The sequence below is a fragment of the Achromobacter pulmonis genome, assembly GCF_002885955.2.
Classification (GTDB): Bacteria; Pseudomonadota; Gammaproteobacteria; order Burkholderiales; family Burkholderiaceae_B; genus Achromobacter; species Achromobacter pulmonis_A.
Genome location: NZ_POQS01000008.1, coordinates 268,267 through 289,144 on the forward strand (window position 1 = coordinate 268,267; position 20,878 = coordinate 289,144).

At 65.9% G+C, this 20,878-nt stretch carries 26 protein-coding genes and 1 tRNA gene; 14 read left to right on the forward strand and 13 right to left on the reverse strand.

Annotated elements, in window-relative coordinates; translation table 11 throughout:
* Positions 1 to 27 precede the first annotated feature (27 nt).
* Entirely contained in the window at positions 28 to 249 is a 222-nt protein-coding gene (locus tag C1I89_RS27725; RefSeq protein ID WP_102775592.1) for a zinc-finger domain-containing protein, read from the reverse strand.
* 79 nt (positions 250 to 328) lie between these two features.
* Positions 329 to 1,249, reverse strand: a complete 921-nt coding sequence (locus tag C1I89_RS27730) for a branched-chain amino acid transaminase (protein ID WP_102775593.1) — start codon at positions 1,247 to 1,249, stop codon at positions 329 to 331.
* 203 nt (positions 1,250 to 1,452) lie between these two features.
* Between C1I89_RS27730 and C1I89_RS27735 the strand changes: the two genes are divergently transcribed.
* The 3 genes from C1I89_RS27735 (at position 1,453) to C1I89_RS27745 (ending at position 4,311) form a co-directional block, all read left to right on the forward strand.
* Positions 1,453 to 2,202 (forward strand): AzlC family ABC transporter permease, encoded by a 750-nt coding sequence (locus C1I89_RS27735; protein ID WP_168202235.1) that lies wholly within the window; start codon positions 1,453 to 1,455, stop codon positions 2,200 to 2,202.
* Positions 2,199 to 2,534, forward strand: coding sequence for an AzlD domain-containing protein (locus tag C1I89_RS27740; RefSeq protein ID WP_102775595.1), 336 nt, complete (start codon positions 2,199 to 2,201; stop codon positions 2,532 to 2,534). Before C1I89_RS27735 ends, C1I89_RS27740 begins: the two co-directional genes overlap by 4 nt.
* A gap of 325 nt (positions 2,535 to 2,859) precedes the next feature.
* Positions 2,860 to 4,311: a DEAD/DEAH box helicase gene (locus C1I89_RS27745; protein WP_102775596.1), complete on the forward strand. Its 1,452-nt coding sequence runs from the start codon at positions 2,860 to 2,862 to the stop codon at positions 4,309 to 4,311.
* Between the two features lie 66 nt (positions 4,312 to 4,377).
* Here C1I89_RS27745 and C1I89_RS27750 read toward each other — a convergent pair whose 3' ends face one another.
* Positions 4,378 to 4,761, reverse strand: coding sequence for a thioredoxin family protein (locus C1I89_RS27750; RefSeq protein WP_102775597.1), 384 nt, complete (start codon positions 4,759 to 4,761; stop codon positions 4,378 to 4,380).
* Between the two features lie 64 nt (positions 4,762 to 4,825).
* On the opposite strand from C1I89_RS27750, the gene C1I89_RS27755 reads away from it, so the two are divergent.
* The 3 genes from C1I89_RS27755 (at position 4,826) to C1I89_RS27765 (ending at position 7,493) form a co-directional block, all read left to right on the forward strand.
* Entirely contained in the window at positions 4,826 to 5,635 is an 810-nt protein-coding gene (locus C1I89_RS27755; RefSeq protein WP_102775598.1) for an EI24 domain-containing protein, read from the forward strand.
* A gap of 33 nt (positions 5,636 to 5,668) precedes the next feature.
* Positions 5,669 to 6,484 carry a competence/damage-inducible protein A gene (locus C1I89_RS27760; protein ID WP_102775599.1) on the forward strand — a complete coding sequence of 272 codons (816 nt, stop codon included), beginning with the start codon at positions 5,669 to 5,671 and terminating at the stop codon, positions 6,482 to 6,484.
* 145 nt (positions 6,485 to 6,629) lie between these two features.
* Complete coding sequence (locus tag C1I89_RS27765) at positions 6,630 to 7,493, forward strand: IclR family transcriptional regulator (protein ID WP_102775600.1); 864 nt, start codon at positions 6,630 to 6,632, stop codon at positions 7,491 to 7,493.
* A 73-nt stretch (positions 7,494 to 7,566) separates the two neighbouring features.
* On the opposite strand, the gene C1I89_RS27770 is transcribed toward C1I89_RS27765, so the two are convergent.
* Positions 7,567 to 8,544 carry a tripartite tricarboxylate transporter substrate binding protein BugD gene (locus tag C1I89_RS27770; RefSeq protein WP_102775601.1) on the reverse strand — a complete coding sequence of 326 codons (978 nt, stop codon included), beginning with the start codon at positions 8,542 to 8,544 and terminating at the stop codon, positions 7,567 to 7,569.
* A gap of 384 nt (positions 8,545 to 8,928) precedes the next feature.
* Between C1I89_RS27770 and C1I89_RS27775 the strand changes: the two genes are divergently transcribed.
* Positions 8,929 to 9,510, forward strand: coding sequence for a phasin family protein (locus C1I89_RS27775; protein ID WP_102775602.1), 582 nt, complete (start codon positions 8,929 to 8,931; stop codon positions 9,508 to 9,510).
* Between the two features lie 124 nt (positions 9,511 to 9,634).
* On the opposite strand, the gene C1I89_RS27780 is transcribed toward C1I89_RS27775, so the two are convergent.
* Genes C1I89_RS27780 through C1I89_RS27800 form a run of 5 tightly spaced genes read right to left on the reverse strand, consistent with a single transcriptional unit; the run spans position 9,635 to position 13,798 of the window.
* Complete coding sequence (locus tag C1I89_RS27780) at positions 9,635 to 10,675, reverse strand: quinone-dependent dihydroorotate dehydrogenase (RefSeq protein WP_102775603.1); 1,041 nt, start codon at positions 10,673 to 10,675, stop codon at positions 9,635 to 9,637.
* A gap of 50 nt (positions 10,676 to 10,725) precedes the next feature.
* On the reverse strand, positions 10,726 to 11,463 hold the full coding sequence (locus C1I89_RS27785; protein WP_102775604.1) for an arginyltransferase: 738 nt from the start codon (positions 11,461 to 11,463) through the stop codon (positions 10,726 to 10,728).
* Between the two features lie 40 nt (positions 11,464 to 11,503).
* A complete protein-coding gene (gene aat, locus C1I89_RS27790; protein WP_102775605.1) occupies positions 11,504 to 12,277 on the reverse strand; it encodes a leucyl/phenylalanyl-tRNA--protein transferase in 774 nt (257 codons plus the stop codon).
* Positions 12,274 to 12,855: an NUDIX hydrolase gene (locus C1I89_RS27795; protein ID WP_102775606.1), complete on the reverse strand. Its 582-nt coding sequence runs from the start codon at positions 12,853 to 12,855 to the stop codon at positions 12,274 to 12,276. The genes aat and C1I89_RS27795 overlap by 4 nt, the downstream gene beginning before the upstream one ends.
* Before the next feature lie 10 nt (positions 12,856 to 12,865).
* Entirely contained in the window at positions 12,866 to 13,798 is a 933-nt protein-coding gene (locus tag C1I89_RS27800) for a LysR family transcriptional regulator (protein ID WP_181391071.1), read from the reverse strand.
* Positions 13,799 to 13,902: 104 nt separating this feature from the next.
* Between C1I89_RS27800 and C1I89_RS27805 the strand changes: the two genes are divergently transcribed.
* Positions 13,903 to 14,304 carry a DoxX family protein gene (locus C1I89_RS27805; RefSeq protein WP_102775607.1) on the forward strand — a complete coding sequence of 134 codons (402 nt, stop codon included), beginning with the start codon at positions 13,903 to 13,905 and terminating at the stop codon, positions 14,302 to 14,304.
* Between the two features lie 54 nt (positions 14,305 to 14,358).
* A complete protein-coding gene (locus C1I89_RS27810; RefSeq protein WP_181391072.1) occupies positions 14,359 to 14,826 on the forward strand; it encodes a nuclear transport factor 2 family protein in 468 nt (155 codons plus the stop codon).
* A gap of 8 nt (positions 14,827 to 14,834) precedes the next feature.
* Here the strand turns inward: C1I89_RS27810 and C1I89_RS27815 are convergent, their stop codons facing one another.
* The 4 genes from C1I89_RS27815 to C1I89_RS27830 all read right to left on the reverse strand — a co-directional run bounded on the left by C1I89_RS27815 (position 14,835) and on the right by C1I89_RS27830 (position 16,223).
* Positions 14,835 to 15,434 (reverse strand): DUF2946 family protein, encoded by a 600-nt coding sequence (locus C1I89_RS27815; RefSeq protein ID WP_102775608.1) that lies wholly within the window; start codon positions 15,432 to 15,434, stop codon positions 14,835 to 14,837.
* A 22-nt stretch (positions 15,435 to 15,456) separates the two neighbouring features.
* The gene (locus tag C1I89_RS27820) at positions 15,457 to 15,735 is read right to left on the reverse strand and encodes a BrnA antitoxin family protein (RefSeq protein WP_102775609.1); all 279 of its coding nucleotides are present in this window, start codon (positions 15,733 to 15,735) and stop codon (positions 15,457 to 15,459) included.
* A complete protein-coding gene (locus C1I89_RS27825) occupies positions 15,716 to 15,988 on the reverse strand; it encodes a BrnT family toxin (RefSeq protein ID WP_102775610.1) in 273 nt (90 codons plus the stop codon). Before C1I89_RS27825 ends, C1I89_RS27820 begins: the two co-directional genes overlap by 20 nt.
* Positions 15,989 to 16,149: 161 nt before the next feature.
* A tRNA-Cys gene (locus tag C1I89_RS27830) sits at positions 16,150 to 16,223 on the reverse strand.
* A 468-nt stretch (positions 16,224 to 16,691) separates the two neighbouring features.
* Here C1I89_RS27830 and C1I89_RS27835 point away from each other — a divergent pair.
* The 5 genes from C1I89_RS27835 to C1I89_RS27855 all read left to right on the forward strand — a co-directional run bounded on the left by C1I89_RS27835 (position 16,692) and on the right by C1I89_RS27855 (position 20,877).
* The gene (locus C1I89_RS27835) at positions 16,692 to 17,714 is read left to right on the forward strand and encodes a hypothetical protein (protein WP_434757985.1); all 1,023 of its coding nucleotides are present in this window, start codon (positions 16,692 to 16,694) and stop codon (positions 17,712 to 17,714) included.
* A 118-nt stretch (positions 17,715 to 17,832) separates the two neighbouring features.
* Entirely contained in the window at positions 17,833 to 18,072 is a 240-nt protein-coding gene (locus C1I89_RS27840; protein WP_003296444.1) for an AlpA family transcriptional regulator, read from the forward strand.
* A gap of 10 nt (positions 18,073 to 18,082) precedes the next feature.
* Positions 18,083 to 18,946 (forward strand): ParA family protein, encoded by an 864-nt coding sequence (locus tag C1I89_RS27845; protein ID WP_003296445.1) that lies wholly within the window; start codon positions 18,083 to 18,085, stop codon positions 18,944 to 18,946.
* Positions 18,930 to 19,190, forward strand: a complete 261-nt coding sequence (locus C1I89_RS27850; protein ID WP_003296446.1) for a type II toxin-antitoxin system HicA family toxin — start codon at positions 18,930 to 18,932, stop codon at positions 19,188 to 19,190. The genes C1I89_RS27845 and C1I89_RS27850 overlap by 17 nt, the downstream gene beginning before the upstream one ends.
* On the forward strand, positions 19,183 to 20,877 hold the full coding sequence (locus C1I89_RS27855) for a ParB family protein (RefSeq protein ID WP_003296447.1): 1,695 nt from the start codon (positions 19,183 to 19,185) through the stop codon (positions 20,875 to 20,877). Before C1I89_RS27850 ends, C1I89_RS27855 begins: the two co-directional genes overlap by 8 nt.
* Position 20,878: the final 1 nt, after the last annotated feature.

Genomic DNA, 20,878 nt, shown 5'->3' on the forward strand with positions numbered 1-20,878 from the left:
GAAACGGGTATGCGTTGTAAGGCCGGCTCAGTGCCCGTGGCCGTGCAGCACGGTGCCGGGCTTCAGGCGGTACTGGGCGCCGCAATAGGCGCAGCTGGCCGAACCGGTGCGGGCCACGTCCAGGAAGACGCGCGGGTGCATGCTCCAGAGCGGCGCCTTGGGGCCGGGGCAGAAAACGGGCAGGTCTTCGGCGCCGACTTCGATGACTTCGTGGGAGTGGGGGACGGCGGCCGGGGCAGCAGCGGTCATGGATATTCCTGAATAAAAAAACCGGTAAACGGCAGGTTGTGGCGATGGCGCGGCCCGATCGCGGGCCGGGCCGCTGGGATCAGACTTTGCTCAGCCAGTGATGGTACTTCGGGTTGCGTCCATTCACCATGTCAAAAAACGCTTTCTGCAGCTGTTCGGTGATGGGGCCGCGCCGGCCGGAGCCGATCTGGCGGTTGTCCACCTCGCGGATGGGCGTGACTTCGGCGGCGGTGCCGGTGAAAAAGGCCTCGTCGGCAATGTAGACGTCGTCGCGGGTCAGGCGCTTGGTGACCACGCGCAGGCCGAAGTCGGCCGCCAGCGCGTGGATGGTGCTGCGGGTGATGCCGGTCAGGGCGGAGGCGATCTCGGGCTCGCAGAGCACGCCGTCCTTGACGATGAAAAGATTCTCGCCCGAACCCTCGGCCACGAAACCCTCGGTATCCAGCAGCAGGGCTTCGTCGTAGCCGTCCTGCAGGGCCTCGGTGTTGGCGAGGATGGAATTGGCGTAGGTGGTGGCCACCTTGGCGCGCGGCATGGTGACGTTCACGTGCTGGCGCGCATAGGACGACACCTTGACCCGGATGCCCTGCGACAGGGCTTCTTCGCCCAGGTAGGCGCCCCAGGGCCAGGCGGCGATGGCCACGTGCACGCGCGCGCCCTTGGGGGACACGCCCATTTTTTCCGGACCGTAGAACACCAGGGGGCGCAGATAGCCGGATTCGAGCTGGTTTTCGCGCACCACCGTCCGCTGGGCCTCATTGATCGTGTCGCGATCGAAAGGCATGGGGATCTGGTAGATGTGCGCCGAGTTGAACAGACGGTTGGTGTGGTCTTCGAGGCGGAAGATGGCGGTGCCGATCTCGGAGCGGTAGGCGCGCACGCCTTCGAATACCGACAGGCCGTAGTGCAGGGAATGGGTCAGGACGTGCGTGGTTGCGTCCCGCCACGGGACGAGTTTGCCGTCATACCAGATGAATCCGTCGCGGTCTGCCATCGACATGGTCTTCTCCCCGGGTCTGCTTCCCGTCTGCTCCTCTATAGAGGCGCATATTGTATCAAGCAGCGAGGGTACAATACGCGCCTATTCCGCGCCCTGGCGCGGCGCCGCCAGCGCATTGTGCCGCCGGCGGGCGAACGGGTTGTCGTGCGTTCCTTTCCTTAGAGTTTCCATGTCGTCCTGTCCGAATCGCCAGGGGGCTGCCGTTGTCCTCTGAATCTGCGCTTTCCGAAACCGAAGACCCGGCCGTGCACCGGCGGGAACGCGTCACCGCCTTCCGTGCCGGCGTCCACGCCATCGTGCCGGCCCTGATCGCCACGGCCACCTGGGGCCTGGTCACCGGCGTGGCGATGGTCAAATCCGGCCTGACCGAATCCATGGCGCTGGCCATGACGCTGCTGCTGTACGCGGGCTCGGCCCAGCTGACCTCGCTGCCGCTGATCGCCACCGGCGCGCCACTGTGGCTGATCTTCGCCGCCGGCTGCGTGGTCAACCTGCGGTTCCTGATCTTCGGCGCGGCCCTGCAGCCTTATTTCCGCCATCTTTCCTGGCCCAAGCGGCTGGGCCTGGGCTATTTCACCACCGACATGGGCTTCGTGCTGTTCATGCCGCGCTATGGCGACGCCGCCGAGCGCGGCACGCGCGAGCAGCTCTGGTACTTCATCGGCGTCATCACGCCGGGCTGGTTCGTGTGGCAGGGGTCTTCCATCATCGGCATCTACCTGGGCACGATGGTGCCCGCCGCCTGGTCGCTGGACTTCGCGGCGGTGCTGGCGCTGCTGGCGATCACGGTGCCGCTGGCCAACTCGCGTCCCATGCTGGTCTCCATGCTGGCCGCCGGCGTGGTCGCCTGGGTCGGCCAGGCGCTGCCGCTGCGCCTGGGCCTGGCGGCCGCCGTCGTGGCCGGCGTGGTCGCCGGCATCTGGGCGGAACGCTTCTTCAAGGGCCGCGCATGACCCTCTGGCCTTCCGAGATCTACGTCTATTCCGCCATCCTGCTACTGGCGCTGTGCAGCGTGCTGACCCGCGCCGGCTTCATGCTGTTCGGCGACTACATCCCGCTGCCCGAAGGCGTGCGGCGGGCGCTGCGCTACGCGCCCGCGGCCGCCCTGACCGCCATCATCGTGCCCGACCTGCTGCCCTGGAAGGCCGGGCTGGGCCCGGTGTTCGACTACAAGCTGGTGGCCGGCGTGCTGGCGGTGCTGGTGTTCCTGCGCACCCGCAGCGCGGTGCTGGTCATCATCGTCGGCATGCTGGCCCTGTGGGGCCTGCGCTGGCTGGCGGGTTGACGGCCGTTCCGTTCCGGGCGTCCATCAGGTGGACGCTTCCGGCCTGCCTGCCGGACGCTTGCATCCGGCCGCGCAGGGGCCTTGTAACGGCTTTCGAAAGCCGGTTTGACAGCGGCGTAATCCGGCTGCGCTAAAATCAGCCGATACACAGCAATCCGGGCCTGGTACTGCCCTCATAGGTATCGAATCCAGAACGCGCCGCCTGGCCTGCAAGGGCAGGACTCACATGGCGCGTGTTCGGGCTGTCCCGATGCATATGCAGGGCAGTGCGTGCAGCACTCTCGTTTTGTTCTTTTTCATTGGTCCCGGTATCTGCCTAACCCTGATGACTGAATCCACTCAACCCGTAGCACCCGCCTCCGAAGCGCCCGCGCCGACGTTCGCCGACTTCGGGCTGCATCCCCTGCTGTTGCAGTCCATCGCCGAAACCGGCTACACGACTCCCACGCCCATCCAGGCCCAGGCCATCCCCGTAGTGGTGGAAGGGCGCGACGTCATGGGCGCGGCGCAGACCGGCACAGGCAAGACGGCGGCCTTCACGCTGCCCATCCTGCACCGCCTCATGCCGCTGGCCAACACCAGCGCATCGCCCGCGCGCCATCCGGTGCGCGCGCTGATCCTCACGCCCACGCGCGAACTCGCGGACCAGGTGTACGAAAGCGTCAAGCGCTACAGCAAGCAGACGCCGCTGCGCAGCGCGGTGGTGTTCGGCGGCGTGGACATCGGGCCGCAGAAAGAAGCCCTGCGCCGCGGCTGCGAAGTGCTGGTGGCCACGCCGGGCCGCCTGCTCGACCACGTCGAGCAGAAGAACGTGAATCTCAGCCAGGTCGGCATCCTGGTGCTGGACGAAGCCGACCGCATGCTGGACATGGGCTTTCTGCCCGACCTCGAACGCATCATCCGGCTGCTGCCCGCGCAGCGCCAGGGCCTGCTGTTCTCCGCCACGTTCAGCAACGAGATCCGCAAGCTCGGCCGTTCCTACCTGAACCATCCGGTCGAAATCGAAGTCGCCGCGCGCAACGCCACCGCCGCGACGATCACGCAGATCGCCTACAAGATGCCCAGCGACGCCAAGCGCGCCGCCGTCGTGCATCTGGTGAAGTCGCGCGGACTGAAGCAGGTCATCGTGTTCTCGAACACCAAGATCGGCACCGCGCGCCTGGCGCGCGAACTGGAGCGCGACGGCGTCAAGGCCGAATCGATCCACGGCGACAAGACCCAGGCCGACCGCATGAAGGCGCTGGAAGCCTTCAAGGCCGGCGAGCTGGAAGTGCTGGTGGCCACCGACGTGGCCGCGCGCGGCCTGGACGTGGCCGGCGTGCCCTGCGTCATCAACTACGACCTGCCGTACAACGCCGAAGACTACGTGCACCGCATCGGCCGCACCGGCCGCGCCGGCGCCTCGGGCGAGGCCATCGCGCTGTTCACGCCCGACGAAGAACGCTTCCTGCTCGACATCGAAAAGCTGATCAAGCGCGAAGTGCCGCGCGGCACGCTGGACGTGCCGGCCGACCTGGTGGCGCGCAGCCACCGCCGCAGCGACGACCGCCGCGGCGGCTCGTCCTCGCGCGAAGGCCGCGGCGAACGCGGCCGTTCGGGCGATCGCCGCTCCAGCTACGCCGGCGCGCCGCGCCAGCCGGTGGACGATTTCTTCCTCAAGCCCTACGAGCCCTCGGCGCCGTCGGCGCCGGCCGAAGCGCCCGCCGCGCCCAAGAGCAACCCGTCGGCGCCCAAGCGGCAGCTCGCCGTGCTGCTGGGCGGCAGCCGCAAGCCCTGAGTCCACCCATGAAAAAACCGCAAGCCCTCGATGCGAGGCCTTGCGGTTTTTTTATGGACGGGCGCTTCAGGCAGCAAGCAGCCGCGGCAGGTCGGGCAGCGCCGTCTGCACCGTCGCGCTGTTTTCGTCCAGGCTTTCGAGCAGGCGCTCGAGATGGCCGATGTGCGGCAGCATGGGTCCGTAGAACACCACGCGCGGGCCGATCTGCACCAGCAGCGTGGGGAAGTTCTCCACGTCTTCCTCGCCCAGCAGCTCCGCGTGGTCTTCGATGTCTATCCATGCGAAGACGTGTTGCGGCATGGCCTGGGCCAGCGCCTGCAGCTTGGGCTTGTACTGTTCGCAGGTATCGCACCAGGCCGCGCAGAAACAGGCGACCAGCCAGGTGTCGGGCGACGAGGCCAGGCGCGCCCGCAGCGCGGCCTGATCGGTATCGGGTACGAGTAGAGACATGTGGGCAGATCGAGGCGTGTTTGACTATCATACCCGGGATGTCCACCGCCTCTTTGTCCACGCCATGACCGTTATGCGCACCGATTCCCCCACGCCCGAGCAGGACCGTCTTTCCAGCGCCGGCGCGGGCGCGGCCAACGTGGGCCAGGCGTTCAAGCGCGCGCTGGTGTCGCAATGCCACCCGACGATGCTGTTCGCGGTCCTGCTGCCTTTCCTGATCGCGCTGGTGGGCGCCTTCCTGCTGCTGTGGCTGTTCTGGACGCCGCTGACCGATTGGCTGCGCGCCGAGGTCTCGCACTGGGACGTGGTCAACCGGGTCGACGAATGGCTGGTCGCCGTCGGCCTGTTCTCGCTCAAGATCTATCTGATCCCGGTCATCGCCGCGGCCATCCTGCTGCCGGTCTCGGGCATCCTGGGGCTGGCCATCGCCGCCGTCTTCGTCATGCCGCTGGTGCTGCGCCACGTGGGCCAGCGCGAGTACGCGTCGGTCAGCCGGCAGGGCAAGTTTTCCACCGCGGTCAGCGTCTGGAACGCGGTGTGGGTGTCGGTCGCCTTCGCCGTGGGCTGGACGCTGACCTTGCCGCTGTGGCTGGTGCCGCCGATGGCGGTGGTGCTGTCCATCTTCTGGTGGGCCTTCGCGTTTTCGCGCATGATGCGCGTGGACGCCATCGTCGAACATGCCAGCCCGGCCGAGCGCAAGCTCATCCTGGAACGCAACAACGGCGGCTTCTGGACCATCGGGCTGATCTGCTCGCTGCTGAACCTGTTGCCGCCGGCGTGGATCATCCTGCCGGTGTTCTCGGCCCTGGTCTACGCGCACTACGGACTGGAGGCGCTCAAGCGCCTGCGCCAGGACCGCGTCATCGACGCCTGAGGCGTCATTCTTCTCACCACTCTGGAACCGTACATGGCCGCAGAACCCGCCGCCCGCCGCATCGGCCTCATCATCGTGGGGGATGAAATCCTCTCGGGCCGCCGTCAGGACAAGCATTTTTCCAAAGTCGTCGAGCTGCTGGGCGCGCGCGGCATGCAGCTGGGCTGGACCGAGATCCTGCCCGACGACCGCGACACGCTGACGGCGGCGTACCGCCGCAGCTTCGCCTCGGGCGACGTGGTGTTCTCCTGCGGCGGCATCGGCGGCACGCCGGACGACCACACCCGGCAGGCGGCGGCCGCCGCGCTGGACCTGCCGCTGGCGCTGCATCCCGAGGCCGAGCAGGCCATCGCCCAGCGCACCGCCGAGCTGGCCGCCAAAGGGCAGGGCACGGCCGACATGAGCGCGCCCGAGAACCAGCAGCGCCTGCAGATGGGCGTGTTCCCGCAGGGCTGCGAGATCGTGCCCAACCCCTACAACCGGATTCCGGGCTTCTTCATCCGCGACCATACCTTCGTGCCCGGCTTTCCCGTCATGGCCTGGCCGATGCTGGAATGGACGCTGGACACCCGTTATCGTGCGCTGCAGCATGTGCGCGTCCACGCCGAGCATTCCTTCCTGGTGTTCGGCATGCCGGAGTCGCGCATCACGCCGGCCATGGTCAGCGTGGAAACGCGCTGGCCGGGCGTGCGCGCCTTCAGCCTGCCCAGCGTCGGCGAGACGGGCGGCGCCCCGCATATCGAGCTGGGCGTGAAGGGCGAGCCCGAGGGCGCGGCCGAGGCCCTGGCCTTCCTGCGGGCCGAGGTCCTGCGCCTGGGCGGCAAGCTGGAAGCGCCGGCCGGCGTCTGATGGCCGGCAGGCGGATAAGGTGTGGCCCCGTTTTATTTACGAAAAATCCATTGCCAAACAGGCTGGTAAATTTCACAATACGGGATAGAAATGTTTGTTGCGTCGCCGCAAGCAGTTCGCCTGCGGCGCAGACCCACATCATCCCATGGCCCGTCTTTCGCCCTCCCGCAATCCCCTGGACGCCGAAACCGAAGGCGCTTCCGCCCATCCCATCGCCATCCAGGTGATCGAGCGCGCCATGCGCCTGCTCGACGCCCTGGCCGCGCAGCCGGACCCCGTGACGCTCAAGGAATTGTCCGCCACCACGGGCCTGCACGCGTCCACCGCGCACCGCATCCTCAACGATCTGGTGGTCGGCCGGTACGTCGAGCGGGTCGACAACGGCCTGTACCAGCTGGGCATGCGCCTGCTGGAGCTGGGTTCGCTGGTCAAGGGGCGCCTGAACGTGCGCGAGGCGGCCATCTCCGCCATGCGTTCGCTGCACAAGCTGACCGGGCAGACCATCAACCTGTCGGTGCAGCAGGGCGACGAGATCGTGTACATCGACCGCGCCTGGAGCGAGCGCTCGGGCATGCAGGTGGTGCGCGCCATCGGCGGACGCGCGCCGCTGCACCTGACCTCCACCGGCAAGCTGTTCCTGTCCACCGGCGATGCGCGCCTGGTGCGCGCCTACGCGCTGCGCACCGGGCTGGCCGGCCACACGCGCAACAGCATCACCGACCTGGACCGCCTGGAGCGCGAGCTGGCGCTGGTGCGCCGCCACGGCTATGCGCGCGACAACGAAGAGCTCGAACTGGGCGTGCGCTGCATCGCCGCGGGCATATTCGACGACACCGGCAAGCTGGTGGCCGGGCTGTCGATCTCGGCGCCGGCCGAACGCCTGCAGGACGAATGGATCAAGGCGCTGGTGGACACCGCCGCCAGCATCTCCGAGGCGCTGGGCTACGAGCCGTCGGTGTCCGCCAGCTTCAACGGGCTGGGCATGGCGGCCGAGGCGCTCAGGGGCTGACCGTCCCGCGCCCAAAAAGAAAAGCCCCGCGGGGCTTTTCTTTTTTGCATCCGCCTGAGCGGGCGAGGCGGCCTTATTGCGCTTCGACGCCGGCCTTCTTGAACAGCTCGGCCCATTGCGGGACCTGCTGCTTGACCTTGGCTTCCAGCGCCTGCGGGTTGGCTTCGGCCGTCAGGACCGTGGCGCCCAGCTGCTTCATGCGTTCCTGGAACTTGGGGTCGGCCAGGCCGGCCTGCAGGCTCTTGACCAGCTTGTCCACGACCGGCTTGGGCGTGCCCTTCGGCACCCACATGCCATGCCAGATGCCGACTTCGAAGCCCTTGTAGCCGGACTCGTCCATGGTCGGCAGCTTGGGCAGCGTGGGCACGCGCTTCAGGCTGGTGACAGCGTAGGCCTTGACCTTGCCGCTGTCGATCTGCTGCGTGGTGTTGGTGGTCTGGTCGCAGAGCAGGTCCACCTGCTTGCCCAGCAGGTCGTTCATGGCCGGCGCGGTGCCCTTGTACGGGATGGTCAGCAGCTGCACGCCCAGCGCTTCGACCAGCATGGTGCCGCACAGGTGGCTGGCGGCGCCGATACCGGCGTTGGCCAGCGAGACCTTGTCCTTGTTCTTTTTGACGTAGTCGGCCAGTTCCTGGATGTTGTTGGGCGGGAAGTCCGAGCGCGCGATGATGGTCATCGGCACGTCGACCACCAGGCCGATGGGCTCGAAGCTCTTGTAGGGGTCATACCCGGGGTTCTTGTACAGCGACGGCGCCGTCGAAAAACCGGCGTGCATCAGCAGGACGGAATAGCCGTCGGGCTGCGCGCGCGCCACCTGGGTGGTGCCGATCGTGCCGCCGGCGCCGCCCTTGTTTTCGACCACGACTGTCTGGCCCAGCGCGGTCCGCATGGCCTCGGCCAGCGAGCGCGCGACGTTGTCCGTCGGGCCGCCTGCGGCGAAAGGCACCACCATATTGACGGGGCGATCCGGGTATTCCGCCTGGGCTGCGCCGGCAGCGAGCATGGCGCTTGCGGCGAGCAGGGCCGACAGCGTGCGGGGAATGAGGGTCATGGAGTCTCCAGTTGCAGGGTTTTGCTTGCTGCGATTTAGTTATTGCCGGCTGACTTGTCGATTATGGTTTTTTCAGCGGCGTGAAAGCAGTGTAGAAAAGAATTGATACGCCGTCACGTCCGGTTTTTCCCCAAGCGGGGGGCTGTTTGTCTTGGATCAAACGCCGGTCCGCGGGGCCTCGCCGGGAAAGTGCAATCATTTATTGCACCGCACAAAAACTCCTTGACAAGTTTTTTTCCCAGCCTAGAATGGCAATTGTGCAGTGCATCAAACGAGCCGGCGGTAGCTTGTAGTACCAGTTTCCGCGCACGTTTACCCCTTCGTCGCAGACAACCAATCCTTATTTGCCGGATCGCCCCCCGGCTACCTCCCAAGGAGCATTCTATGAGCGCCATTCCGCAACAAGTCCTGGACCGTCAAAAGGCCAACATCAACACCCTCGTGGCCGCTCAATCGGCTGTGTTCGCCGGTTTCGAAAAGCTGGTCGAGCTGAACCTGAAGGTCGTCAAGGCCACCCTGGACGAAGTCGCCCAGAAGTCGCAGCAAGCCGCCGAACTGAAGGACCCGCAGGAAGCCGCTGCTTTCGCCTCGGGCCTGCTGCAGCCGGGCGCCGAAAAGGCCATGGCCTACACCAAGCACGTGTACGACATCGTCGCCGGCGTGCAAGGCAGCCTGGTCAAGCTGACCGAAGAACAGATCGCCGAAAGCCAGCAACAGCTGAGCGAAGTGGTCGACCAGTTCTCCAAGAACGCCCCGACCGGTTCCGAAAGCGCCGTCGCCCTGATCAAGTCCTCGCTGGCCACCGCGACCAGCGCCTACGATTCGATGAGCAAGGCCGCCAAGCAGGCCGCCGAAGTCGCCGAGTCGAACCTGAACGCCGCCGCCAACGCCACGTTCAAGGCCGCCACCGACGCTGCCGAGGCCGCCAACAAGGTCGCCAGCCGCAGCCGCCGCAGCGCCGCCTGAGCCTTTGGCGCGCGCACCGGCGCGCAAACCGCTAGTGCGCAAACCGCAGTAATGTAGTACTGTTGAGTGACAGAGCAGAGCTGGAATTAGGGCCACCCGATGGGTGGCCCCTTTTTTTTCCCGGTCAGCGGGCCACCGCCCGCACGCATTCGCCCACCAGGGCCGGGCCGCGGTAGATCAGGCCGGTATAGAGCTGCACCGCATCGGCGCCGGCTTCCAGCTTCTCGCGGGCCTGGCGGCCCGACATCACCCCGCCCACCCCGATGATGGCCAGGCTGCTTCCCAATTGCTGCTTGAGCCGGCGGATGACCGCCAGCGACAGCTCGTGCACCGGCGCGCCCGACAGGCCGCCGGCTTCTTCGGCATGCGGCTGGCCGGCGACCGCGTCGCGCGAGAGCGTGGTGTTGGTGGCGATGACGCCGTCGATGCCGTGGCGCGGCAGGGCGTCGGCGATGGCGTCGATCTGTTCCTGCGTGAGGTCCGGGGCGATCTTCACCGCCATCGGCACGCGGCGCTGGTGCCGGTCTTCCAGCGCCTTGCGCTTGTCGGCCAGCTGCGCCAGCAGCGCCGACAGTTCGTCGCCGCCCTGCAGCGCGCGCAGGTTCTTGGTGTTGGGCGACGAGATATTGACCGTCACGTAGTCCGCGTGCGGATACACGCCTTCCAGGCCGATCAGGTAGTCGTCGGCCGCGCGTTCTATCGGGGTGTCGGCATTCTTGCCGATGTTCAGGCCCAGGATGCCGCCCTGGGTGCGCCAGGTGCTGCGCTGCACGTTGGCCAGGAAGGCCGGCAGGCCCTGGTTGTTGAAGCCCAGCCGGTTGATGAGCGCGTTGGCGCGCGGCAGCCGGAACATGCGCGGCTTGGGATTGCCGGGCTGGGCGCGCGGCGTGACCGTGCCCACTTCGATGAAGCCGAATCCCAGGTTCCCGAGCGCGTCGATATAGGCGCCGTTCTTGTCCAGCCCCGCGGCCAGCCCGATCGGGTTGGCCAGCTGCATCCCCATCAGCGTGCACGGCGCCTTGGGCTGCGCATGCAGCAGCTTGCGCGTGGCGCCGCAGTCATAGGCGCGCTGCAGGCCCGACAAAGTGACTTCGTGGGCGGTTTCCGCGTCCATGGCGAACAGCGCCGGGCGGGCCAGGGGATAGGCGTGGAAGAGAATAGACATGGGGCGGAATTGTAGAGCGAATTCGGCCGGCCCTGCGCCCGCCGCCGGGATCAGGCGGCCGGCGGTTCGGGCTGGTCGCGCCAGGCGCCGTCGACCAGGAACTGCGCGGGATGGAAATTCGACTTGTAGGACATCTTGCGGCTGGCGGCGATCCAGTAGCCCAGGTAGAGCCAGGGCAGGTTCAGGATGCGGCATTGCTCGACCTGCCACAGGATGCTGTAGGTGCCGAGGCTGCCGGGGTGGTCCGGGTCGTAGAACGTGTAGACCGAGGACAGGCCGTCGTCCAGCACGTCGATGATGGACACCATGACCAGCTCGCCCTCGGGGCTGCGGAATTCCACCAGCCGGGTATTGACGCGGCTGGTGAGCAGGAATTGCGCATACTGGGTGCGGCTGTCCTCGTCCATACCGCCGCCGGGATGGCGGCCTTGCTGGTAGCGCGTATAGAGCCGGTAGTGCTCGGGCGACCAGGCCAGTTCGGCGACGAAGGACTGCAGGTCCTGGTGCGCGCGCCAGGCGCGGCGCTGGCTGCGGTTGGGCGCGAAGCCGGCCGCGTCCACCCGCACCGGAATGCAGGCCTGACAGTTGTCGCAATGGGGGCGGTAGGTGAACAGCCCGCTGCGGCGAAAGCCCTGTTCCACCAGCTGCGAGTACGTGCCCGCGTTGATCAGGTGACCGGGCGCGGCGACCTGCGAGCGGGCCTGGCGGCCAGGCAGATAGCTGCAGGGGTAGGGAGCGGTTGCGTAGAACTGCAGGGTCGAGAAGGGAAGTTCTTTAAGCTGGCTCATGGCGATCCCGGAAGACGGCGGCGAGTCCGCGACGGGACGGCTACATAGTAACGCCGTTCCCCGGTCCGCAGGCGCCGTCCGGATGCAGGCGTCCGGCGCTGTCGAGCGTGCCGCGCGTCCACGGCGGCCCGGGCTGCGCGGTGGCGCCGCGCACATGCTGCAGGAACGCGACGCGCGAGATCGGGCGCGCGCCCAGGCTCGCCAGGTGGCGGGTCTGCTGCTGGCAGTCGATGCGCTGCACGCCGTGCGCGGCCAGGTAGCGCACCAGGTAGGCCAGCGCCACCTTGGAGGCGTCGGGGCGGCGGGCGAACATGGATTCGCCGAAGAACATGCGGCCCAGGCTGATGCCATACAGGCCGCCGGCCAGTTCGCCATCGATCCAGGTTTCGATGCTGTGCACGTAGCCGGCCTCGTGCCAGGCGCGGTAGGCCTGCTGCATCGCGCCGGTGATCCAGGTGCCGGGCTGGCCGTCGCGCGGCGCGGCGCAGGCGGCCATGACGCGCTCGAATGCGGTGTCCACGCGCACCTGCACGCGGGCCTGGCCCGCGGCCTCCTCGCGCGCGAGCCTGCGCAGCAGCTTGCGCAGCGAGTGCGAGGGCGCGAAATCCCTGACCGCCAGCACCATGCGCGGATCGGGGCTCCACCACAGAATGGGCTCGCCTTCCGAATACCACGGGAAGATGCCGTTGGAGTAAGCCTGGATCAGCCGCGGGATGGACAGGTCCGCGCCCGCGGCCAGCAGGCCGTCGGGGTCCGTCAGCGCGAACTCGGCAGGCGGGAACGGCGTATCGACGGCGAGCCAGGGCAGTTTCAACGGTGCGATTCTAGGGTGTAGTGGTGAGGCGAGAACACGCCGGACTTGCGGTCCTCGAAATAGTGGCGCAGTGTGGTGGCCACGGTGCGGAACGCCAGGTCGTCCCAGGGGATTTCGGATTCTTCGTAGTAGCGCGCTTCCAGGCTCTCGGGGCCGGGGTCCAGGTCGGGCGACAGGGCCTGGGCCAGGTAGAACACGTGCACCTGGTCGATCTGCGGCAGGTCGATGACGGTGTAGAGCTCGCCCAGCTGGATGCGGGCGCCGGCTTCTTCCAGCGTTTCGCGCGCGGCGCCCTGCGCCGTGCTTTCGCCCAGTTCCATGAAGCCGGCGGGCAGCGTCCAGGTGTTGTAGCGCGGCTCGATCGCGCGCCGGCACAGCAGCACGCGGTTTTCCCAGACCGGCACGGTGCCGACCACGAGGCGGGGGTTCTGGTAGTGGATGGCCCCGCAGTGGTCGCAGATGTCGCGTTCGCGGTTGTCGCCCTCGGGCACCCGGCGATTGACGGGCGAGCCGCATTGGCTGCAGAAATGCGAACGGCGCGGCGCGGGGAAGTATTCGATGGGCGATTTGGCGGTCATGGGTAGGATTCTACCGGCTGCGGCGGGGACTGGCGCGCCGGCCCGGCGCGGGCGGGGGCGCCGCCCCGTAGCGCGCTTCCAGGTGCTCGACGAAGGACCGCACCTTGGGCGACAGAAAGCGCCGGTGCGGGTAGAGCGCGTACATGGAGATCGGGGTGTGCGCGTAGTCGGTCAGCAGCGCCACCAGCCGTCCGGCGCGCACGTCTTCGCCCACCAGGAAGTCGGGCTGCAGGATGATGCCGTGCCCGGCCAGCGCCGCGGTGCGCAGCACGTCGCCGTTATTGGCGCGCAGCGCGGCGTTCACGCGCACCAGATGGGTCACGCCGTCCTTCTCGAAATGCCATTCGTTGCCGGTGCTGGCGTAGGCGTAGTGCAGGCAGCGATGCTGCCTGAGTTCTTCCGGGCTTTGCGGCGTGCCGTGGCGCGCCAGATAGGACGGGGCCGCGCACACCAGCAGCTGCTGCGGCGCCAGCGGACGCGCCACCAGCGAAGAGTCCAGCAGCGGGCCGATGCGCACCGCCACGTCGAAGCCGTCTTCCACCAGGTCGACAACGCGGTCGTTCAGGTCCAGGTCGATGACCACGTCGGGATAGCGCTGCAGGTATTCGGCGATGGCCGGGCCCAGGTGCAGGATGCCGAAGGACACCGGCGCGCTGACGCGCAGCCGGCCGCTGGGACGCTGGCCCTCGGCCTGCAGCGACTGCTCCAGGTCCGCCACTTCGGCCAGGATGGGGCGCACGCGCTCGTAGAACGCGCGGCCGGCGTCGGTCATGCTGAGCTTGCGGGTCGTGCGGTTCAGCAGCCGCACGCCGTAGCGCTGCTCCAGGTAGGCGATCTGGCGCGTGACGACGGAACGGGCCAGCCCCAGCTTGTCGGCCGCCGCCGCGAACGAGCCCAGTTCCACCACCTTGGCGTAGGTCTGCATGGCGGTATGCGTGTCCAAGATTGTTTCCTATCGAGGAACAATAATTTGCGATTCTCCATCTTTATCATTGTTTTTGGAATCGCAAGAATAGCGCTCCCGAATGATCGCTCCAGGAGAGTGCAATGGTTGATACCCGTACCGCGCCTTATGCCGCGCTGCTGCTGCGCTTGGCGCTAGGCGCCATGTTTCTGGCCCATGGCCTGACCAAGCTGCTGGTGTTCACGCTGCCCGGCACGGCCCAGTTCTTCGCCAAGATCGGCTTCGCCGGCTGGCTGGCCTATCCGGTGACCTTCTTCGAGATCGGCGCGGGCGTGCTGCTGATCCTGGGCGTGGTGCCGCGCTGGATCGCCGCCATCGCCGCGGTGCAGCTATTGGTGGCCTCGACCGTGCATTTCGGCAACGGCTGGAGCTCCGGCAACCCGGGCGGCGGCTGGGAATACCCGGTCTTCCTGACCGTGGCGGCCGCCGCGCTGGCGCTGCTGGGCGACGGCAAATTCGCGCTGTACGGCAGCCGCCGCGGCTGAGCGCCGCGCGCGGCCCATAGAATGGAACGGTCGTCCCCAAACACCGGAGTTGCCATGTCCTTGCCCCTGTCGTTTCTCAAGCGCGCCGCGGCCGCGTCGCTGCTGGCCGCCGCGCTGTCGCCATTGGTCGCCCATGCGTCGGCCGAACAGGAAGCCGCCAACAAGGCGGCGGTGCTGGCCTTCTACGAGAAGGGCCTGAACCAGAAGGATGCCGAGGCGGCGCTGAAATACGTGGGCGACCGCTATGTGCAGCACAACCCGAACGCGGAAGACGGGCCGGACGGCTTTCGCAAGTTCATCGCCTTTCTGCGCGACAAGTATCCGCAGTCCCGAAGCGAGATCAAGCGCGCCTTCACCGACGGGGACTACGTGATCCTGCATGTGCACGCGGTGCGCGAACCCGGCACGCGCGGCAGCGCCATCATCGATATCTTCCGCCTGGAACAGGGCAAGATCGTCGAGCACTGGGATGCGGTCCAGCCCATCCCCGAGCGGTCCGCCAACGCCAACGGCATGTTCTGAGCCGCCGCTCAGGCCGCGGGCGGCCGGGGATCGGGATCGAACCCCAGCTCCCGCGCGACGTCGGCCTGCGCGACCGGCGCCAGCGGCGCGGCCGGATAGGCGCCGGGCCATGCGACCTGGATCGCGCCGCCGGGCGCCAGCTCGTCCAGCGCTTCCAGCAGCGGCGCGCCGTCGCCGGTGACCAGCTTTTCCAGCAGCGGCGGCAGGTCGCGGTCCAGCACGATGCCCGCGCCCAGCGGCGTCATGGCGTAAAGCCGGCCGGCATCGTCCAGCCGCCAGCCGGTCACCGCCTCGACCGCGGCGTCCGTGTGGGTGAGCAGGGCGCCGGCCTCATCGTCGAGCCGCAACACGTAGGGCGCGGCATCCAGGCGCAGGTACACGCGCTGCGGGCCGTTCTGGAAATACCAGCGGCCGGCCTCGTCATGTTCGTAATTGCGGTTGATGAACGCCAGGATCTGGCTGTTGGTAATGGATTCGCCCGGCCCGCCCTGCGCGGACAGGCCCTGCGGATGCAGCCGCCAGCGGCCCCTGGCGTCCAGCGACAGCCAGCCGTACACCGCGGGCACGTCGGGCCAGCGGGCGAGAGCGTCTTTTACTGATTGGTCCATAAGGTCGCCGCCTTGCGCCGGGTTAGATAAGCCGATGCGTCTTGAGCCAGTCTTTCAGTGCCGAATCAACACGGGTCTGCCAACCGGCCCCGGACGCCTTGAACGCGTCCAGGACTTCCGGCGACAGCCTGATAGTGACCGCCTGCTTGGTGGGCGCCTTCTGGGGTCCGCGCCGGCGCAGACCGAGTTTTGCCTGAAACGCGGCGGGCAACACCTCGGAGGCCGGCTTGGCGCGAGCAAACTCCGCCTCGCTCCATTCGGGACTGTCCTTGTCGGTCATTTCAGGATTGGGCTTTTTCATAGCGGGCTACCTCTCGGCTGTTGGCCCTACGCAGGCTGATGATGCGGATTGCATCGCCGCGTACGGTGAACACCAGCACGTACATGCGTTCATCGATCTTACCCAAGGCTTGATAGCGAACTTCGCTGTAGTCCTGGCGGGCATCTTCTATGACCAGTGCGCTGTTCCAGTCGAAGCCGTGAGCCAGTTCGAACGACAGGCCGCGTTCGACCATGTTCTTGTCGTTCTTGGCGGGGTCATAGGTGATCTCCATAAATCAAACCGTATGTACGATTTGATTTATGGTCAAGCAAATTGTAGGTACATTTTATCCCTCTTGCTACCAAGGGCCACACGCGAGGCGCTGTGTGAATGTCCCGCTTTCCCTGCCCGGGAAAAGAAAAAGGCCCGCATCGCTGCGAGCCTTGTGGGTGCTGGAGGCGCAAGCCGGAATCGAACCGACGTACACGGATTTGCAATCCGCTGCATAACCACTCTGCCATTGCGCCAGCATTTCAAGAAAAAAGGAAGCTCGGTATAGGCCGTTGCTTCCTTTTTATAATTTGGAGCGGGAAACGGGACTAGCACTGACGCGCTAAGCGTATGTTTTCCAACTCTTTTCTTCGCTGAGGGTCTCAACGAAGGCCTCAATTTTAGCCTCGTTTTCGGGCGTCGTCAACGAAGACCGTCCACCAATTTCCACTCGCCGCCAACACCATCCGCTCACCTGCGTGCTACCCCGTGCCGAGGCAGTCCGCTGCATCGCGTACGTGTGCGCGAACTGAGTGCGCATCTCTCAGCCTTGCACAGCTGATCATGCGCAAGGCGGAGCGAGGCAGTCAGTTGCTATGTCGATCTATCAGGATGCCGTGGAAGTCTCACCGGCATCGCCTCCCCCCTGGCCAGCACCAATCAAACCGCATAGACGCAGCGCCGAGGCAAGTCGGTTAGACCCCTTATAGAACACGCGATACGAAATGAGTCTTGATGAAAAAATCAAGGCCGACGACGCTGACAAGCGTGTACAAGCGCAACCAGGTGCGGTCACTAATCGCTCGATGGTCGAAGCATCGCGATTTTCACATATCGAGCGGGCAATGGCCACTGGCCTTGAGCATGTGGACCCAACATGCTTCGGCATACCCCGCCAACGTGCGCCCAAGAAGCCAAACAACAAATGCCGTGACCATACGTCGATCGGCAGCAGAGGAGTCGGTGATGTAGCGCTCCCGCAAGGAGATGGAGACATGCATGAAGAGCTGCCAGCTTCAAAGGTGTTCTATCGTCCGATTGAGGCCGCCATACGCTGGGCAGGATTATGGCGTTACTCGCAAGAAATCCTGTCCTCCATCTCGTCGCCTAGAAATCTGCCGAGAACGCTCAATTGCCCCCGATGGGATGAACTGCGACTCTGCACGGAACGCATCTACGATGCCATCGTCAACGGTGAGCTTCCCTATGGTCGAAACGGCATCACGTTGAACGATGAATCCCTGCTTGATTCCCATGAGTTGACCGTGCGCCACCTCGATCTCAAACACTGGATGCAAACCCACTACCCAGGGCATCGACCTGCTTTTCTTTTCAGTCGCATCGAGCGCATCGCGCACCCCGTCATCACGCTGGAAGCCGGACAGGCCATGTTGGTGGAACGCCAAGCCATGAAGGCGGAGCTTGAGCTTTGTCGTCGCGAACTGCGGAACCTCAAGGAGCGTCACGAAGAACTGCTCAAGCAATCTGGGGCAATCCCAGCCTGCGGCCAGTGTTCTCTCAGTGATCGTGCGGAGGCCACCTACCTGCACATCATTGGCAGCATGTTGGAGCTGATGCTGAGCAGATCTCCTTCGGGCAAGCCGCACTCTTGCTTCAGCACCCAGGAGGCCATCGTCAGTGCGTTGATCGCTCATCGTGGCGGCACCATGGGCATCACCGAGCGCACGCTGAACGGCAAGTTCGCCAGCGCACGGAGGAAGCTGGGCAGCGCTAGCGTAGTTGCTTGAGGTTTTCCAGCTTGTATCTGCAGCCCCGGAAATTGCATTTGCAATGTCTTTCCGCATCCATGTCTATTGAATAGAGGTCACCCCAACAAACGCCACTGAGCGTTAAGGAGTGACCACTATGTCGCAGCCCACTGCACTGCTGCCCGGCGAGCGCCGCATCCTGCGGCTGGACGAAGTCGAGGCCAAATCCGGATTCAAACGCGCGCATATCTACTCGCTCATGAAAAAGGGTGAGTTTCCCCAATCGCTACGCCTCGGCGTTCGTGCTGTCGGATGGGATTCCACCGAGATCGATCTGTGGATCACCGAACGTCTCAAGAACCGTGCGCAGCAGCCAGCTCTCCCGAGCGATGTCTGAGGAGAGCCCTATGCAGGTCGTATCCATCATTTCGACCAAAGGCGGCGTGGGCAAGACCACCGTCGCGGCCAACCTCGGCGCATTCATCGCCGACGCAGGTCTGCGGGTGCTGCTGCTCGACCTGGACATGCAGCCAACCCTGTCGTCCTACTACGAGCTGAAGCATCGCGCACCGGGCGGCATCTACGAGCTTCTGGCTTTCAACGAACGCGACCTGGCGAACCTGGTGTCGCGCACAGTCATCGACAACCTGGATCTGGTGCTGTCCAACGACGAGCACCGGCAGCTCAATACCTTGCTGCTGCACGCCCCAGATGGACGCCTGCGGTTGCGCAACCTGATGCCAACCTTCCAGCCGCACTACGATCTGGTGGTCATAGACACCCAGGGCGCGCGCAGCGTATTGCTGGAAATGGCACTGCTGGCATCCCAGCAGGCCGTGTCGCCCGTCACACCGGAAATCCTGGCTGCACGCGAACTGCGGCGTGGAACCCTGCAATTGGTCGAGGACATCACGCCGTACCGAAAGCTGGGCATTGAACCGCCCGCACTGCAGTTGCTGATAAACCGCGTCCCCGCCGTCTCGTCCAACGCGCGCCTGATCCAGCAGACGCTACGCCTGATCTTCCAGGAGCAGGCCAGCATCCAGGTACTGGCCACTGAAATTCCTGCGATCGAAGCTTTTCCGCGCGCAGCCACCCGAGGCCTGCCTGTTCATCGCGTCGAGCATCGACGGCCTTCGGGCCGTCAGGCATTGGCCGCGTTGGAGATCGTGCGCGGCCTGGCAAATGAGCTATGCCCTCAGTGGCAGGAACGGTTCGCAGCGGTCACCGGCAAGGCCGGAGGGAGGTTCGCCCATGTCGAACGCCCATGAACTGGCCCGCGGCCACAAGCGGTTGCTGCCGCTGATCGAGTATGCCCTGAGCGAAGGATGGGAGGTCGTTCGTACCCCAGGTGGACATCTCAAGTTCACCCGGCCGGGCCTGCCACCGATCTTCACCAGCGCCACCGCCAGCGACCACCGAGCGGGGCTCAACGCCCGCGCCATGCTGCGGCGAGCCCAGCGTGGGCTCGAACCCTCGGAGCTTCCTACGCAGGAAGGAGATGGCCATGCCTGACATCTCCCCCCAGGACGTTGCAAACAAGCTCCTGAGCGATGGCTTCACGCGCAGCGGCCCCGTCGCGAGCAGCTTGAGCGATCCGATTGAGGATACGCCGATGGTCGTGACGCTCGATGAACTGCGGCCGTATGAGCTTGATCCGCGCCTCACCCGCAACCCGCTTTACGACGACATCAAGGCGTCGATTCGCGAACGCGGACTCGACGCTCCCCCGCCCATCACGCGGCGTCCAGGCGCGGATCACTACATCATCCGCAACGGCGGCAATACGCGTCTGGCGATCCTGCGCGAACTCTGGAGCGAGACACGGGACGAGCGCTTCTTCCGCATTGCCTGCCAGTTCCGGCCATGGCCAGAACGCGGAGAAATAGTTTCCTTGACGGGCCATCTCGCGGAAAACGAGCTGCACGGCGGCCTGTCGTTCATCGAGCGCGCATTGGGCGTGCAGAAAGCCCGGGAACTGTATGAAGAGGAAACCGGCAAACCCTTGTCCCAATCCGAGCTGGCACGCCGCCTCAAGGCGGACGGCTATCCCGTGCCGCAACCCCACATCAGCCGGATGCAAGAGGCCATCCAATATCTGCTGCCCGCCATCCCGACCGTGCTTTACGCCGGCCTGGGGCGGCACCAGGTCGAGCAACTGACCAGCCTGCGGCGCGCCGCCGACAGAGTCTGGTCGGCCCGCAATCGCCAGGCCCACTCCCACCTCGATTTCCCCACGTTGTTCCAGGACGTGTTGGCACTGTTCGACAGTGCGGCGGGCGGCTTCAGCGTTCAGCGCGTCCAGGACGAACTGGTCGGCCAGATGGCCGATCTGCTCGACATGGAATACGACACGCTGCTCTTCGAGATTACCGACTCGGATCGGCGCTGGCAGGTCCTCAGCAGCGAGCCTGCCGGCGAACCCGAATCACCTCCCGCGCCAGCACCATCCCTGTCGTCGCCATCGACAGCGTCGACCGGGCAGCCATCCTCGCCCCCGCCACCGGAGCAGACATCGACGACGCCTTCGGCGCCGACAGCCGCGCCGCCCGCACCGGGTCCGGAGGAATCCGACGATGCGCAGCGTGCCACCCTGTTGCAGGAGCACATCGTATCGCCAGCCGGCACAACCGAGCGGCTGCAATCCATCCAGCGCCTGGTCGCGGATCACACCGGCGAGACGTTGCCGGATTTCGAGCGCAACGTCTTGCAGTCGATCCCGATTCAGGCAGGAAGTCTCTATCCGATTACCGACGTCTGGTACATCGAACCCGCGCTGGACGACCCCGATCGCCTGCGCACGCATATCGCGCAGTTCGCCCGCGAGATTGCCGGCGAAGCCGCTCTGCAAGACCTGGTCGAGGCGTGCCAGGAAGGCATCGGTTTTCGATGCCGGCAGCCCGAGGCCGAGCCAACACCCGATCGGCACGCCCAGGCGACGCTGGCACTGCTGCATGCCCTGAGCACGCCTTACTTGGCGACCGATCAGTCGGTCACGAGCATCGATCTTTCGATTCTCACCGAAATGCTGGGAGCGCTTCTACAAGGTACCCCGGCAGTCACCGGAGCGCAGCAAGGCTTGCCACACAGGCTCAGCGACAACGCCCTGGTGAAACTGTTCCGCCTGCTGCGGCTTGCCCGTCGCTTGAGGGACATCGAGACCGGCATCGCCGATGGCGACCATGCCATCACCGGATCATGAG

What these genes read in the sequence shown, in the direction of transcription:
- C1I89_RS27725 (WP_102775592.1), bottom strand. Translation starts at nt 249, where the DNA reads ATGACCGCTGCTGCCCCGGCCGCCGTCCCCCACTCCCACGAAGTCATC.
- C1I89_RS27730 (WP_102775593.1), bottom strand. Translation starts at nt 1,249, where the DNA reads ATGTCGATGGCAGACCGCGACGGATTCATCTGGTATGACGGCAAACTC.
- C1I89_RS27740 (WP_102775595.1), top strand. Translation starts at nt 2,199, where the DNA reads ATGACCCTCTGGCCTTCCGAGATCTACGTCTATTCCGCCATCCTGCTA.
- C1I89_RS27745 (WP_102775596.1), top strand. Translation starts at nt 2,860, where the DNA reads ATGACTGAATCCACTCAACCCGTAGCACCCGCCTCCGAAGCGCCCGCG.
- C1I89_RS27750 (WP_102775597.1), bottom strand. Translation starts at nt 4,761, where the DNA reads ATGTCTCTACTCGTACCCGATACCGATCAGGCCGCGCTGCGGGCGCGC.
- C1I89_RS27755 (WP_102775598.1), top strand. Translation starts at nt 4,826, where the DNA reads ATGACCGTTATGCGCACCGATTCCCCCACGCCCGAGCAGGACCGTCTT.
- C1I89_RS27760 (WP_102775599.1), top strand. Translation starts at nt 5,669, where the DNA reads ATGGCCGCAGAACCCGCCGCCCGCCGCATCGGCCTCATCATCGTGGGG.
- C1I89_RS27765 (WP_102775600.1), top strand. Translation starts at nt 6,630, where the DNA reads ATGGCCCGTCTTTCGCCCTCCCGCAATCCCCTGGACGCCGAAACCGAA.
- C1I89_RS27770 (WP_102775601.1), bottom strand. Translation starts at nt 8,544, where the DNA reads ATGACCCTCATTCCCCGCACGCTGTCGGCCCTGCTCGCCGCAAGCGCC.
- C1I89_RS27775 (WP_102775602.1), top strand. Translation starts at nt 8,929, where the DNA reads ATGAGCGCCATTCCGCAACAAGTCCTGGACCGTCAAAAGGCCAACATC.
- C1I89_RS27780 (WP_102775603.1), bottom strand. Translation starts at nt 10,675, where the DNA reads ATGTCTATTCTCTTCCACGCCTATCCCCTGGCCCGCCCGGCGCTGTTC.
- C1I89_RS27785 (WP_102775604.1), bottom strand. Translation starts at nt 11,463, where the DNA reads ATGAGCCAGCTTAAAGAACTTCCCTTCTCGACCCTGCAGTTCTACGCA.
- C1I89_RS27795 (WP_102775606.1), bottom strand. Translation starts at nt 12,855, where the DNA reads ATGACCGCCAAATCGCCCATCGAATACTTCCCCGCGCCGCGCCGTTCG.
- C1I89_RS27805 (WP_102775607.1), top strand. Translation starts at nt 13,903, where the DNA reads ATGGTTGATACCCGTACCGCGCCTTATGCCGCGCTGCTGCTGCGCTTG.
- C1I89_RS27810 (WP_181391072.1), top strand. Translation starts at nt 14,359, where the DNA reads ATGTCCTTGCCCCTGTCGTTTCTCAAGCGCGCCGCGGCCGCGTCGCTG.
- C1I89_RS27815 (WP_102775608.1), bottom strand. Translation starts at nt 15,434, where the DNA reads ATGGACCAATCAGTAAAAGACGCTCTCGCCCGCTGGCCCGACGTGCCC.
- C1I89_RS27820 (WP_102775609.1), bottom strand. Translation starts at nt 15,735, where the DNA reads ATGAAAAAGCCCAATCCTGAAATGACCGACAAGGACAGTCCCGAATGG.
- C1I89_RS27825 (WP_102775610.1), bottom strand. Translation starts at nt 15,988, where the DNA reads ATGGAGATCACCTATGACCCCGCCAAGAACGACAAGAACATGGTCGAA.
- C1I89_RS27835 (WP_434757985.1), top strand. Translation starts at nt 16,692, where the DNA reads ATGAGTCTTGATGAAAAAATCAAGGCCGACGACGCTGACAAGCGTGTA.
- C1I89_RS27840 (WP_003296444.1), top strand. Translation starts at nt 17,833, where the DNA reads ATGTCGCAGCCCACTGCACTGCTGCCCGGCGAGCGCCGCATCCTGCGG.
- C1I89_RS27845 (WP_003296445.1), top strand. Translation starts at nt 18,083, where the DNA reads ATGCAGGTCGTATCCATCATTTCGACCAAAGGCGGCGTGGGCAAGACC.
- C1I89_RS27850 (WP_003296446.1), top strand. Translation starts at nt 18,930, where the DNA reads ATGTCGAACGCCCATGAACTGGCCCGCGGCCACAAGCGGTTGCTGCCG.
- C1I89_RS27855 (WP_003296447.1), top strand. Translation starts at nt 19,183, where the DNA reads ATGCCTGACATCTCCCCCCAGGACGTTGCAAACAAGCTCCTGAGCGAT.